This is a genomic window from Nakamurella sp. (assembly GCF_048594475.1).
Lineage (GTDB): Bacteria > Actinomycetota > Actinomycetes > Mycobacteriales > Nakamurellaceae > Nakamurella.
The window spans coordinates 1-12,438 of the sequence record NZ_JBMDXT010000184.1 but is presented as its reverse complement, the minus strand read 5'-3'; the positions used below and the strand labels follow the sequence as shown (position 1 = coordinate 12,438).

The window sequence follows — 12,438 nt, the reverse complement described above, 5'->3', positions numbered from 1 at the left end:
GCGCATTGACGTCGTCGCTGAGTTCGCTCCGGGTGCGTTGGATGTCGCGTCGGATCTGTTCCGGGTCACTGGTCATGGCTGGCTCTCGTTTCCTTTCAGAGCATCCGGGATCTTCTTGACGGTCGCCGTGGTGCGGGGCAGTCCGCGGACGGACTTGAGGGACGATCGGCCGGCGGCGGCGAGAACTGCCGCCGCGATGGCCCACAGGATGCCGACGACCAGACCGGACCAACCCAGGCCGATCGCGGAGCCGAGGGCCCACCACAGGGCGACCGACAGGAACATCAGCGCAAAGTGTCCGGCGACTGCGGACCCGCTGAACAGTCCGGCCGCCTTGCCGGCCCGCCGCGCGGACTGCGCAAGCTCCGCCTTGGCCAGCTCGACTTCTTGCCGCATCAGGGTGGACAGGTCCTCGGTCACCTCGGAGATCAGCTCGCCCAGGGACCGGTCGCCGGCGGTCGGCCCGGTCGGGGTGGTCCCGGTCGGTGTCGTCCCGGTCGGTGTCGGCGTGTGGGCGGTGCTCATCGCGGAATATCTCCCAGGCTGCCCGGGGCGGATCCGGGGAACGGCGCTCCCGGCGGATCGGTCAGACCGATGGCCCCCGACCCGACGACCGGCGGGGGAGCGACGGCCGACTGCTGGAGAACGTCTTCGGTCGTGGGGAACTCGGGGTACCGGTCCGGTGCGGCGACGCCCCGGGTCGGCCGGGAAGGGGCTGTCCCGGTGCGGTCGGGCGGGCTGTCGTCGTGGCTCGCCAGCCCGCGGGTCAGGCGTCCGGCGAGCAAACCGGCTCCGGCGGCCAGGGCGAGGTAGGCGCCCGGGCGACGGCGGGCGAAGGCCCGTACCTCGTCCAGCACATCACCCGGATCGCGCTGCTCGAGCCACTGGGCGACGTCCTGAAGCCGGCCTGCGGCCTGCCGGGCCAGGTCGGTGGCGGGACCATCCTGGTCCGAACGGCGTGCCATGCCCGACAGCTCGTCCGCCAGGGAGCGCAGGCCGCCGGCGGCTCGCTCCTGCTGGGTGGCGGCCTGGTCGGTCGCCTCGCTCCGCAGCTGATCGAGCAGATCACGGGCCTGGCGACCCGCCTCCTTGGTCACCTCGCCAACCTGCTCCTTGGCGGACTGGACCACCTGGGTGCCGGCGTCCTTCGCGGTGGCAGCCACCTCCCCGGCCTCGTGGCGGGCCGTCCCGGTGGTCGATGTCCCGGTGGACGGGGTGCCGGTGGTCGTGCTCCCGGGGCTCGACATCCCTGAAGTCGGAACCGATCCCGGTGCTCCCAGCGGAGAACCGGCCGACGGATCCGTCGGCAGCGGCCGGTACTCGTCGGGGTACCCGACGGCCGCCAGTGTCGGATCGACCGTGCCCCGGCCGACCGGACTCTCGTTCGGTGGGCTCCATCCTGACGTCATGACGCATCCCTTCTCGGCGGCGTGAGACACCGAAGTCCGGCCCGAACCGCAACACGAGTATGCCGCGGGGTCAGGCACTTTCAACGCAAAGAAGCGTTCCCGGGGGCTCGCCGTTCCAATCCCGTCCGGCGGGTCAAGCGGTCCATCGGCTCCGGTTGTAGGCGGCGACGCCGAAGGACAGCAGCATGATCACCAGCCCGTAGCCGGCGACAACCGCACCCAGGGAGAGGATGCCCTGCGCGGCCACGAGGCCGATCATCAGCACGGCCGCGCCGAGCCAGGCGGTCCGGCGGGCCATGACGACGCGGCGACGCCGCTGCTCGTTGGTCGGTGCCGTCTCCATCCGGTCGGCCAGCACCGGATCCCCGCGACGGAGTTCACGCTCGATCTGTTCCAGCGCGCGCTGCTCCTCGTTGGTCAGCGACATGGTTCCTCCAGATGGTGGTCCTACGGGCGTTCCCGGCCGTCGTCGTTGCGGGTCGGCAGGTCCTTGGTGGCCGGGCCTTCGAGAACCGAGCCGTCCGGGGCGAACCGGGATCCGTGCAGCGGGCAGTCCCACGAGAGTTCGGCGTCGTTCCACGTCACGATGCCCCCGAGATGGGTGCCGGCCGAGCGCCGCAGCGTCCGCCCGTCGACCGTGCACACGGCCTCGGGATTGACCTGGTGGCGTTCGACCCGGCCCTGCCCCGGTGCGGGCGGGCGCTCGTCCCGAGGGGACAGCAGCGATCTGGTCCACCCACCGACCATCTCCGCGCCCACGGACACATTCGCCTTGATCGCCGGGCCGATCCCGGAGGCCTCGCGGGTGGACCAGGTTTCCAGCGCGCTCGCCCACTCCGTGCGACCGCCGAGAATCCGGCTGGACAGCGCAACGCCCGAGGCGACGCCCAACGTCATCCCCCATTTGTCGAAACCGGTGGCCACGAGCGCCTGGTCGTGTCCGGGGGTGAGAGGTCCGATGAAGGGCAGGTCGTGATCGGCGTGATAGTCCTGGGCCGACCACGTGTGGGTCGGCTCGGCGCCGGGGAACCGTCGGGTCGTCCAGTCGACCAGGTCCCGCACATGGGCCGCCGGATGATCCGCTCGGCCCACGACATGGTCATTGCCGCCGGTCAGCAGCAGTTCCTCGGCGCCCCACGGGGCAGATCGGATCGACCGGGTCGGCGAATCCGCCGATAGGTACATCCCCTGGGGCACGGGTCCGGCCATCCGGAACGCCGCTGCGTAGGAGCGCATCGGCTGCAGCCGGGCCCAGAATCCACCCCGGTCCATGATGGGGACTCCGGTCGCCAGCACGACCGTCACAGCGTGCACCGTCGCCGAGTCGATGCGTACGGTCAGGTGTAGGCCGTCCTGGCCTGCATAGCAATGTCGTGGTGCTCGCAGTAGCGTTGGAGCCATTGCTGACCCTCGACATTGGCCTCGACGTACTGCCGCGCGATCGCCGCCGAATGTCGCCGCCGGATGGCGGACAACCGGGTGCCCTGCAGCACACTGACCTTCGCTGTGCTGTGCCCGGTGGTGCCGGCCCCGACCTGCCTGGCCTCCATGACAGCCACGGACATCCCGGCCCGCGCCAGCAGCACGGCCGTCGTCAGGCCGGTGAGGCCGGCACCGACGACGACGACGTCGAACTCCGCGCCGTCGTCCGGTGCCGCCGCCGGAACCGGCCCGGGCGGGCGGGCGGTCCAGCCACAGGGACTGCATCGGGGGCACCGGATCAGAAGTCCGATCGGCGGGCCGCGGTGTCCGGCCGGTCCGAATCCCCTTGCGCGGCAATCGGTTGCGCCGCGGGGTCCTGTGCCTCGACCGGGTCGGTGAGCGGGGAGGAGGCCCATGCGTCGTCCAGGTCGGCGAGTCGCTCGACGTCGTCGGGTGTGTCGGGCGATGCCATCCCCTCGACGTTCTGCAGTGAATTCGGCTCGGACATCGGTCGTTCCCTCCGGGAATGCGGTGACGGGTCGGCGGTGGTTGATCAGGGGTGGTTGATCAGGCGGTGGACGATCGGGCGGTCGTGCGATCGACGTCGTCGTGCGGGCGGCGGCCCAGCGCGAGCCCGAGGACGACCATGCCGGCGCCCAGCACGAGATGGAGCCAGTTGTCGGCGTCGTTCAGCGGGACGACGTTCGCCTCGCTGGCCCGGTCGACGATCAATCCGTAGGCGAAGAGAAGCAGGTAGACGATGCCGCCGCCGATCAGGTAGGACCGGGCGGCGTGGTGGGTCCGGGCCATCGCGATCCCGGCGACACCGAAGACCAGGTGGGCGATGTTGTGCAGAATCGACACCTGGAACACACCGAGCAGGAGGGCTTGGGAGTGATGCCCGGCAAAGGTGATGGTGTCGAAGTTGGTCGTCACGCCGGGGATGAAACCGGCGATCCCGACGACAGGAACACCACACCGACGACCAGGGCGGTCGGCTGGGCGGCCGTGCGGCGGGCTCGGGTCGGAGTCCTGGGCGGGTTGGTCATGGTGTCCTCCCTGGATACGGACGTGATGCCGGGGACCGGTGACCGTCCCGATGACCCCGGCGTCCCCGGTCGGTCGATCAGTCAGTTCCGCTCGGTTCGGCGGCCCAAACCCGTTCGGGCGAGGGTTGCACCGGCCCGGCTGACGTGACGGTCCCGTCAAGTCGGCCGTCCACATGCGTCGCGGCGGAACCCGGGTCGGCCCAGGTTGACGCGATCGGAGACCGGGTACTGCACCCGCGCGGGCGGCCGGCCCGGTCCCGCAGAAGGGCGCAGAGCCAGCCATGCCGCCGGTCGCGGGGTCCTGAGTTCGTTGTCGGTTCCGTCGCCGTTCCGGTCGGAGTTCGTCGGGGCGCTGAACATGTACGCGTCGGTGCCGGTCGCCTTCTCCGACGAGGATCTGGTGCTGGGGCAGGAGGTGGCCGGCTGGATCGCGCTGGCCGTGATGAATGCGGAACGAACCACCAGCACGGCGCAGGATCTCGCGAACGTGCGAGCGGCCATGGCCTCCCGCGGCGTCATCGAGCAGGCGAAGGGCATCCTGATGGAACGGCTGAAGGTTTCCGAGGACGGTGCATTCACGGTGTTGTCGCGTGCCTCGCAACGGGCCACCATCAAGCTCCGGGACGTGGCTGCGCATCTGGTGCGCACCGGTGCCCTGCCAACGGCCGGATGACGGCGACGGTGCCGCGATGACCTCTTCCGCCGAACCCGGGTCGCTGACGTTCATCGGCACGGCCACCACGATCATCCGCTTCGGCGAGCTGGCCCTGCTCACCGACCCGAACTTCCTGCACCGGGGACAACGGGCCTATCTGGGATACGGCCTGTCCTCCGCGCGCCGGACCGATCCGGCGATGACCGTCGACCAGCTGCCGGAGCTGTCCGCGATCGTGCTGTCCCACCTGCACGGGGACCATTGGGACCGGGTGGCCCATCGAGGCCTGGACCACGATCTGCCCGTCGTGACCACCCCGCATGCGGCTCGTCGCCTCCAGTGGCGGGGGTACCCGCGGGCCATCGGACTGCGCACCTGGACTTCCCATGTGCTGTCCGCCGGACGGACCACCGTGCGGATCACCGCGCTCCCTGCCCGGCACGCTCCTGGACCGCTCCGGCGCCTTCTTCCCCCGGTGATGGGCTCGATGCTGGAGTTCTCGGATCTCGGCGGGCCGGTCGACCTGCGGGTCTACCTGTCCGGCGACACCCTCCTGGTTGAGGAACTGCGCGAGATACCCCGGCGATTCCCGCGAATCGACACCGGCGTGCTGCATCTGGGTGGGACCCGGCTGCCCGGCGGCCTGATGGTGACGATGGACGGCCGTCAAGGGGCCGACGCGATGCAGCTGATCGATGCCGACCGCACCATTCCGATCCACTACGACGACTACCCGGTGTTCGCCTCACCTCTGGATGATTTCCGGGCCGAGGTGCTGCGCCGGGGGTGGGGTGACCGGGTTCGTTTCGTCGAGCGCGGCCAGACGGTGCCGTTGACCGGTGACCGACCCGGAACGGACGGGCGATGAACCCGCGTACGCTGAGTCGCGCTCACGGGACCTTCAACGTGCTGTCCGGAGCATGGGCGCTGCTGCATCTGCGCAGCTTCGAGGCGGTGCTCGGGCCGAAGGTCGACCGGTGGCTGGTGCGGACCGTGGCCGGGCTGCTCGTGGTCAACGGCACCGTTCAGCTCACCGCCGGCCCGGCCCCCGGGGAGATCCGCCAAGCGGCCCGCCTGGGGGTGGGGACGGCGCTGACCATGGCCCTGATCGACGTGGTCTACGCCGGGCGCGGCCGGATCAGCAAGGTCTACCTGGTGGATGCCGTCATCGAGGCGGCCTGGATCGCCGGCTGGGTTTCCGCCAGCCGTCCGCACGACTGCGAGTGAGCGTCCGGACTCATCGGTCCCGAACGACGCGGAACCTGGGCAGTTCCGCCTTGCCGTTGAGGGACAGATGCCGACGCCAGCCGTCGATCGATCCGTCAGGATCGCCGTGTGGGTCGAGATGCTGGAACCGCAGGGGGGTGAAGACGGCCTGGCGAACGGTTGAGGGGCGGCCGGTAAGGGCACGAAGGGCACCGGCGGAAGGGAGCCGAGAATGGCGGACCGAACGGTGGCCGATCTGATCGTCGATCGTCTGGAGAGCTGGGGCGTCCGGCGGGTCTTCGGATACAGCGGGGACGGCATCAACGCCTTCATGGGGGCGTTGCGGCGCGGCCGGGACCGGGTCGAGTTCGTGCAGGCCCGGCACGAGGAGAACGCCGCGTTCATGGCGGTCGGCCATGCGAAGTACTCCGGTGAGGTCGGTGTGGTGACGTCGACCCAGGGCCCGGGGGCGGTCCACCTGCTCAACGGCCTGTACGACGCCAAGCTCGACCATGTGCCGGTGGTCGCGATCATCGGCCAGCAGAGCACCAGCGTGCTGGGATCGTCGTACATGCAGGAAATCGACCTGCCGGCCCTGGTCAAGGACGTCGCCGCGTTCTCGCAGCTGGTCAGTTCCGCCGAGCAGCTGCCCATGGTGCTGGACCGGGCGTTCCGGGCCGCGCTGACCGAACGCGCGCCCGCGGTGGTGATCGTCCCCCACGACGTGCAGAAGGAGCCGCCGGCCGACCTGCCGCAGCAGCACGGCATCGTGGTGACGGCGCCGGCCTGGGCGGCGCCCCGGGTGCTCCCCGGGGACGACGAGCTGTCGGCCGCGACGGAAGTGCTGGACGTCGGATCCCGGGTGGCGATGCTTGTCGGTCAGGGGGCGCGGCACGCGCGGGACGAGGTGCTCGCGGTGGCCCGTGCGCTGGACGCCGGGATCGTCACCAGCCTGCTCGGCAAGCCCTGGGTCGACGAGGAACTGCCGTTCGTGGCCGGCACGATGGGGCACCTGGGGACGACGGCGAGTGCGTTCGTGCTGGGTACCTGCGACACGCTGCTGATCGTCGGATCCAACGATCCGTGGACCGAGTTCTACCCACCCCCGGGGCAGGCCCGGGCCGTCCAGATCGACATCGACGGCCGCGCGGTCGGTAACCGGTACCCGGTCCAGGTCAGCCTGGTCGGTGACGCGGCCGCCACGCTGGCCGCCCTGCGCGAGCGGCTCGCCCCGCACGACAACGACCGCTGGCGAACCGATGTCGAGAACGCTGTCCGAGACTGGCACATCCTCGCCCGTACCCGGGCCATGACGGCGGCCGAACCGGTGAACCCGGAGCGGGTGATGTACGAGTTGAACCCGCGCCTGCCGCAGGACGCTCAGGTCGCCGTCGACGTGGGCAGCTGCGTCTACTGGTACGCGCGGCACCTGCGCCTGCCGGCCGGGGTTCCGGCCCACCTGTCCGGAACGCTGGCCAGCATGGGCTGTTCGATCCCGTACGGGATCGCGGCCAAGCTGCTGCATCCGCACCGGCCGCTGGTCGCGTTGACCGGAGACGGGGCCATGCAGATGACGGGGGTGGCCGAGCTGATCACCGTGTCCCGGATGTGGCGCCGGTGGTCGGACCCGCGTTTCGTCGTCTGCGTGCTGCACAACGCCGATCTGGCCGAGGTGTCCTGGGAGCAGCGGGAAATGGAGGGTGAGCCGGTGTTCCCGGACAGCCAGGAACTGCCCCGGTTCCCCTACGCCGCCTACGCCGAGCTGCTGGGGCTGCGCGGCATCCGGATCGAGCAGCCCGAGCGGCTGGGCGACGCCTGGGACCAGGCGTTGTCGGCCGATCGACCCGCCGTCATCGAGGTGCTCACCGACCCGGCGGTCCCGTTGCTGGCCCCGTTCCCGGCCGGCGCGGCCGCGCTCGAGCAGATGCGAGCGGGCATCGCCGCCGAGGGCGAGGCCGGCCACCGGGCGCGACGATTGCTGGACATCTATGCCGGTCATGAGGGCGACGATCCGGCGGAGTGAGGTCGTCGCTTCGGTCGGTGGCCGGCCCGGGGGGCCGGGGCAGGTGCCGCCCCGGCGCCCCGCGCGTCAGTCCTGGCCGTCCGCGGCCACCAGCCGCTCGATCAGTTCCTCGACGGTGCCCGTCTTGGGCAGCTCCCGCTCGGCCAGCTGGTCGACCAGTTCGGCCTTGGTCATCCCCTCGTAGCGTTCGCGTGCGCGGCGATGGGCATCCCGAGCCTGCGCCCGCTCGACGCGCCGCTGCTCACGCACCTGCTCGGCCTGCACCCGCTCGGCTTCCTGCGCCTGATCGGCGACCGCGTCCCGGGCGATGTCGGACTCGGCGGAGATCCAGGTACCGATGGCCTCGCCATGCCCGCGGGCAAATCCGGTCATCGATTCCAGGCCGACCCGGGTGAGGTCGTCCAGCGAGCTCCAGGTGTAGTCGATCCACTTCCGCACCAGTCCGCGGTTGACCTCCAGTCCGTCCTCCAGGTACTGGAAATACCGTTGAACGGCGTGCGACAGGTCGACCTGGGGGACGATCGTGACCGCGTCGACCTGATCGGAGAATTGCTGGGTGCTCTGATGCCAGATGCGGGCCGACCGCTCGATGGCGGTGCGGGCCTGGTCGGCGATGGCCGCAGAGGACTCGGTGCTGGTCACAGTCTCTCCCTTTGCGTTCGTGATGGGGTGGCGATTCCGGCGGCGGTCGGCAGGACCGTCACTGAGAGGTAACCGAAGCCACGCCGACGAGAGTAGGCCTGTCGTGCAAGCGATTCCAGACAAGTGTGACGTCGTTCATCAACGCATTTCTCGGCCCCGGTGAACGAACATTTTTCACCCCTAAGGAGGTGGTCGAGCGGCTGACCCATGCTTATCCTCCAATGGCCGGGAAAATGCCTGAGGCGGAAAAGGAATCTGCTCGGTGTCATTCCGGGTCGCTGACCGCCCTCATGACGCCGCCGGTGGCACCCCGCCCGGACCGGGTGAGCCGGGCGGCTGTTTGCGCCCGGCCGGTCGGGGGTACTGACCATGAGTCACGCTGTCGAGCACACGGCGCGTGGGGACCCTCGGGTTCGTCCTCGGTCAACGGCCGACCACCGCATTTCCTCGACACCCACTGGATGGTGATGACCGTGCCCACGGCACTTCCGGATCTGCACACGAGCACCGCGACTCTGGCCGATGGCCGGGTGATGGTGACCCGCCGCGTGCACGCGTCCCCGGGCCAGGTGTGGGCGGTGCTGGCCGACGGTTGGCGGTACGCCACCTGGGCCGTCGGCACGACCCGGGTCGGGGAGGTCGACCGCGCGTGGCCGGCGGTCGGGAGCCGGCTGCGCCATCGGGCCGGTGCTTGGCCCATCGCCGTCGACGGACACGTCGAGGTGCTCGCCGGCCAGCCGGGACGGCTGCTGGTGCTCGGCACCCGTGCCTGGCCGGTCGGTACCACCCGGCTACGGATCATGTTGAGCGCCAACGACTCCCACGGCAGCATCGTGCGGATCGCGGAGGATGCCGCCGGTGGCCCGGTTGGCCTGGTCCCGGGACGCATTCGGGACCGATTCCTGATCTCGCGTCATCAGGAGACACTGCGGCGGCTCGCGATGGTCGCCGAAGGGCAGCACGTGCTCGAGCATCGACGGTCGATCCAGGACGCCGGTCGGGCGCCGGAGCCGGCCCGGCGCCGGATCGGTTGACCGGTCCCGTGCGGCAACGGTTGCGCGACGGTCGGTCCGTGATGATCCGGCCCATCGAGCCCGGTGACGGAGCCGCGCTCGTCGCCGCGTTCGAGCAGTTGTCGGCCAGGTCGAAGCGGCTCAGGTTCGGGTCGGCGCCGCGCGCGCTCGGGGCGCCCGCGCTGCGCCACCTGATCGACTCGGTCGACGGGGTGGATCACGTCGCCTTCGCCGCCTTCGACGAGTCCGGACGGCTGGTCGGGGTCGCCCGGATCCTGCGCGATGCCCAGGACCCGGACACCCTGGACGTCGGCATGGCCGTCGCCGACGACTACCAGGGAGCCGGGCTGGGCACCGTGCTCAGTGGCCTGCTGGCCGCGCACCGGCCTCGGCCGGCGAAACGGATCCTCACCGCCGTGGCCGCCGACAATCGGCAGGTGATGAGCCTGTTCCGGGCGTTCGGGGCCGTGGTGGTCTGGACCGCCGATGGATTGCTGGTCGAACTGGAGGACTGAGTCGAGCGGCGCACCGGCGGGGCCGGGCCGGCGACCGGTGGACGGCGCCGGCCCCACCGCTCAGTGTCCGAGGAAGAAGTCCACGATGCCGGCGGAGGCATCCGGTCCGGACGGGTCGGTGTAGCTGCCGGCCGGATGCCCGCCGAACCAGCAGTGGCCGCCTCCCTCGACCCGCCACGCCTCGACCTGGACGAGTCCGGTTGCGTCGCGGTGGCTCTCGACGACGTACCCGCGGGTGGTGGCCGAACTCGGATGTTCCGTGCGGTGCCGGGTCAGGCCCGGCACTCCGGTTCGGGCGGCGTCGACGATCTGGTCGGCGTTGGCCGGCGCCACCAACCGGTCGTCGGTGCCGTGGATGACCATGGTGCGCACCGGTTTCGGCCCCGTGCCGGGCCGCCCGCCGCCCTGCATCGCGGCGAAGGCCGATGGCAGATCGGTGGCCGCGCGGTAGCCAAGACCCGAATGCACGGCCACGCCGGCGATCTGGTCGGGATAGGTGGCGGCCAGCACCGCCGCCATCGCCCCGCCGGCCGAGAGGCCGGCGACATAGACGGCATCCGAGTCGATCTCGTGATCGCGCCGGACCTGCTCGACGATGCCGGCCAGGATGGCCGGTTCGCCCAAGCCGGCCGACTGGTCCTCGGGTCGGAACCAGTTCCAGTAGCCCCGCGCATTCGCCTGCCGGCTCTGCTCGGGATAGGCGACGAGGAAGCCGCGCTCCTCGGCCAGCCGGTTCATGCCGGTCCCGGCGGCGAAGTCCAGCGCGGTCTGGGTGCCACCGTGCAACATCACCAGCAGCGGCACCGGCCGGTCCCGTTCACCGGTCGGCACGTACAGCAGGTACTCCCGGGCGCCCGCGGGACCCTGATAGGACATGCGCCGCAACTCGCCGCCGGCCTCCGCGGCCTCCCGCTGGGCCGCCTCGCCCGCGGCCGGCCGGCCGGCCCCGGGCCTCCCGGGTCGAGCGGCCAGGCCGGGTAGGGAATCGAGGCCGGGCAGGGAATCCAGGCCGGGCAGGGAATCAAGACCGGGTAGCGAGGCCAGGCCGGGTAGGGAATCCAGGCCGGGCAGGGAATCCAGGCTGGGCAGCGAGGCCAGGCCGGGCAGGTCAGCCAGGCCAGGCCGGGAATCCAGGCTGGGCAGCGAGGCCAGGCCGGGCAGCCCGCTGGGCCCGGGCCGGGTGCCGAGCCGGCGCAGCGGGGGTCCCTCAGTGGTCGGTGGGGCGCCGGTCGGCGGGCAGGCGTCGGGGGAAAACGACTGCGCGGCAGCGGGTGTGGTCCGACCGGCGGCGGCCGGCAGCCCGCCGGCCAGGCCGAGTTGGGCCAGGATGCCGGTCGGGTCGGGTAGCGGTCCGTCCGATCGCAGGCGAGGAGAAAGGCCGGACAGGCGGTCGCGCAACCGATTCAGGGCAGGGGGCAGCGACGAGCAGGTGGGGGACATGATTCTCCTGTCGGAGGTACGGGGGAGCCCGGCCGCGGGAGTGCGGCCGGGCCGATCCGGATCGCGGTTGATCCGGCCGGCGCCGACCCGTTTCTCGGGTCAGCGGATGCGCGGGGCGAGGGCGGCCTTGACCGCCCGCGACGCGCGGAACGCGCCGAGGACCTCGACGCCGGCGATGGTGGCCAGGGCGAGTTCCGGGGTGACGTCGTCGTCCACGATGCCCAGTCCGAGCACGCGGAGTTCGACCGTCCGGCCCTGGGCGCGCAGTGATTCCAGCTGCGCGCGGTCGAGCCGGACCGTGCCGAGCGCCAGGGTGCGGCGCTCGACGGTCTCCTTCACCGCCGCCGACCGGCTTTCCAACTGTCGCCGGATCGCGGTGCGGATGAAGTCGGTGCGGTTGGCGTAGAAGCCCTCGCCGACCAGCAGGTCGATCTCACCGAGATCGACCAGACCGATGTTGATGGTGATCTTCTCGGTCTTCTCCGGTTCGGCCATGGCTCCGTCCTCTCCAACACGACCAACGGTACACCATCCCCGGGGATGGTCAAGAGATGGTCGTCAGGAGGGTCGGATCATCGGATCAGCCCCAGTTCGATCGCCCGGCGGACGGCCGAGGTGCGATCGGAGACCCCGAGCTTGTCGAAGGCCCGGGCGAGGTAGGTCTTCACCGTGGTCTCACTGATGTGCATCGCGGAACCGATGGCGGCGTTCGTGCGACCGTCGGCGGCATGGCTCAGAACGGCGATCTCCCGCGCGGACAGGGCGGGGGGTGCCGCCGCCGGCTGCTGGATGCGGTGCAGCAGCGCACCCTGGGCGGACGGCGCGAGGACGGTCTCGCCGCGCGCGGCGGCCCGCACCGATCGGGCCAGGTCGTCGGGCGCGATGTCCTTGAGCAGGTAACCGGTGGCGCCCGCCTCCACCGCTCGCAGGATGTCCTGGTCGGTCTCGTAGGTGGTCAGCACGACGACGCGGGACAGCCCGGCGGCCACGATCTCCCGGGTCGCGGGGCCGGCGTCGCCCCCCGGCCTCCGCCGGTCCCTAAGCACCACGTCCGGCCGGAGCGC

At 71.2% G+C, this 12,438-nt stretch carries 17 protein-coding genes and 1 pseudogene; 6 read left to right on the top strand and 12 right to left on the bottom strand.

Annotated features, from left to right (window positions below; genetic code table 11):
- The 8 genes and pseudogenes from ACOJUF_RS08950 to ACOJUF_RS08915 all read right to left on the bottom strand — a co-directional run.
- Positions 1 to 76: DUF3618 domain-containing protein (locus ACOJUF_RS08950; protein ID WP_420121513.1), on the bottom strand; the 76-nt coding region annotated here is incomplete at its 3' end.
- The gene (locus tag ACOJUF_RS08945; protein WP_420121510.1) at positions 73 to 525 is read right to left on the bottom strand and encodes a phage holin family protein; all 453 of its coding nucleotides are present in this window, start codon (positions 523 to 525) and stop codon (positions 73 to 75) included. The genes ACOJUF_RS08945 and ACOJUF_RS08950, both read right to left, overlap by 4 nt.
- The gene (locus ACOJUF_RS08940) at positions 522 to 1,247 is read right to left on the bottom strand and encodes a hypothetical protein (RefSeq protein WP_420121509.1); all 726 of its coding nucleotides are present in this window, start codon (positions 1,245 to 1,247) and stop codon (positions 522 to 524) included. Before ACOJUF_RS08940 ends, ACOJUF_RS08945 begins: the two co-directional genes overlap by 4 nt.
- A gap of 295 nt (positions 1,248 to 1,542) precedes the next feature.
- A complete protein-coding gene (locus tag ACOJUF_RS08935) occupies positions 1,543 to 1,836 on the bottom strand; it encodes a DUF3040 domain-containing protein (RefSeq protein ID WP_420121508.1) in 294 nt (97 codons plus the stop codon).
- Positions 1,837 to 1,856: 20 nt separating this feature from the next.
- Complete coding sequence (locus ACOJUF_RS08930) at positions 1,857 to 2,714, bottom strand: FAD-dependent oxidoreductase (protein WP_420121507.1); 858 nt, start codon at positions 2,712 to 2,714, stop codon at positions 1,857 to 1,859.
- A 32-nt stretch (positions 2,715 to 2,746) separates the two neighbouring features.
- Complete coding sequence (locus ACOJUF_RS08925) at positions 2,747 to 3,007, bottom strand: FAD-dependent oxidoreductase (RefSeq protein WP_420121512.1); 261 nt, start codon at positions 3,005 to 3,007, stop codon at positions 2,747 to 2,749.
- Positions 3,008 to 3,129: 122 nt separating this feature from the next.
- Entirely contained in the window at positions 3,130 to 3,339 is a 210-nt protein-coding gene (locus tag ACOJUF_RS08920) for a hypothetical protein (protein ID WP_420121514.1), read from the bottom strand.
- 59 nt (positions 3,340 to 3,398) lie between these two features.
- Positions 3,399 to 3,880, bottom strand: a pseudogene (locus ACOJUF_RS08915) (DUF4383 domain-containing protein).
- 358 nt (positions 3,881 to 4,238) lie between these two features.
- On the opposite strand from ACOJUF_RS08915, the gene ACOJUF_RS08910 reads away from it, so the two are divergent.
- From ACOJUF_RS08910 to ACOJUF_RS08895, 4 genes are all read left to right on the top strand, one after another.
- Entirely contained in the window at positions 4,239 to 4,553 is a 315-nt protein-coding gene (locus tag ACOJUF_RS08910) for an ANTAR domain-containing protein (RefSeq protein WP_420121506.1), read from the top strand.
- A gap of 16 nt (positions 4,554 to 4,569) precedes the next feature.
- A complete protein-coding gene (locus tag ACOJUF_RS08905; protein ID WP_420121505.1) occupies positions 4,570 to 5,403 on the top strand; it encodes an MBL fold metallo-hydrolase in 834 nt (277 codons plus the stop codon).
- Entirely contained in the window at positions 5,400 to 5,762 is a 363-nt protein-coding gene (locus ACOJUF_RS08900) for a hypothetical protein (protein ID WP_420121504.1), read from the top strand. The genes ACOJUF_RS08905 and ACOJUF_RS08900 overlap by 4 nt, the downstream gene beginning before the upstream one ends.
- A 211-nt stretch (positions 5,763 to 5,973) precedes the next feature.
- Positions 5,974 to 7,764 carry a thiamine pyrophosphate-requiring protein gene (locus ACOJUF_RS08895; protein WP_420121503.1) on the top strand — a complete coding sequence of 597 codons (1,791 nt, stop codon included), beginning with the start codon at positions 5,974 to 5,976 and terminating at the stop codon, positions 7,762 to 7,764.
- Positions 7,765 to 7,830: 66 nt separating this feature from the next.
- Here the strand turns inward: ACOJUF_RS08895 and ACOJUF_RS08890 are convergent, their stop codons facing one another.
- The gene (locus ACOJUF_RS08890) at positions 7,831 to 8,406 is read right to left on the bottom strand and encodes an SAP domain-containing protein (RefSeq protein WP_420121502.1); all 576 of its coding nucleotides are present in this window, start codon (positions 8,404 to 8,406) and stop codon (positions 7,831 to 7,833) included.
- A 473-nt stretch (positions 8,407 to 8,879) separates the two neighbouring features.
- Here ACOJUF_RS08890 and ACOJUF_RS08885 point away from each other — a divergent pair, with 473 nt between their 5' ends.
- Together ACOJUF_RS08885 and ACOJUF_RS08880 are read left to right on the top strand one after the other, a co-directional pair.
- On the top strand, positions 8,880 to 9,440 hold the full coding sequence (locus tag ACOJUF_RS08885) for an SRPBCC family protein (protein WP_420121501.1): 561 nt from the start codon (positions 8,880 to 8,882) through the stop codon (positions 9,438 to 9,440).
- A gap of 41 nt (positions 9,441 to 9,481) precedes the next feature.
- A complete protein-coding gene (locus ACOJUF_RS08880) occupies positions 9,482 to 9,934 on the top strand; it encodes a GNAT family N-acetyltransferase (RefSeq protein ID WP_420121511.1) in 453 nt (150 codons plus the stop codon).
- Between the two features lie 60 nt (positions 9,935 to 9,994).
- Here the strand turns inward: ACOJUF_RS08880 and ACOJUF_RS08875 are convergent, their stop codons facing one another.
- From ACOJUF_RS08875 to ACOJUF_RS08865, 3 genes are all read right to left on the bottom strand, one after another.
- On the bottom strand, positions 9,995 to 11,374 hold the full coding sequence (locus tag ACOJUF_RS08875) for a PHB depolymerase family esterase (RefSeq protein ID WP_420121500.1): 1,380 nt from the start codon (positions 11,372 to 11,374) through the stop codon (positions 9,995 to 9,997).
- 99 nt (positions 11,375 to 11,473) lie between these two features.
- Positions 11,474 to 11,869, bottom strand: coding sequence for a CopG family transcriptional regulator (locus ACOJUF_RS08870; RefSeq protein WP_420121499.1), 396 nt, complete (start codon positions 11,867 to 11,869; stop codon positions 11,474 to 11,476).
- 77 nt (positions 11,870 to 11,946) lie between these two features.
- The coding region (locus ACOJUF_RS08865; protein WP_420121498.1) for a LuxR C-terminal-related transcriptional regulator at positions 11,947 to 12,438 on the bottom strand (492 nt) is incomplete at its 5' end.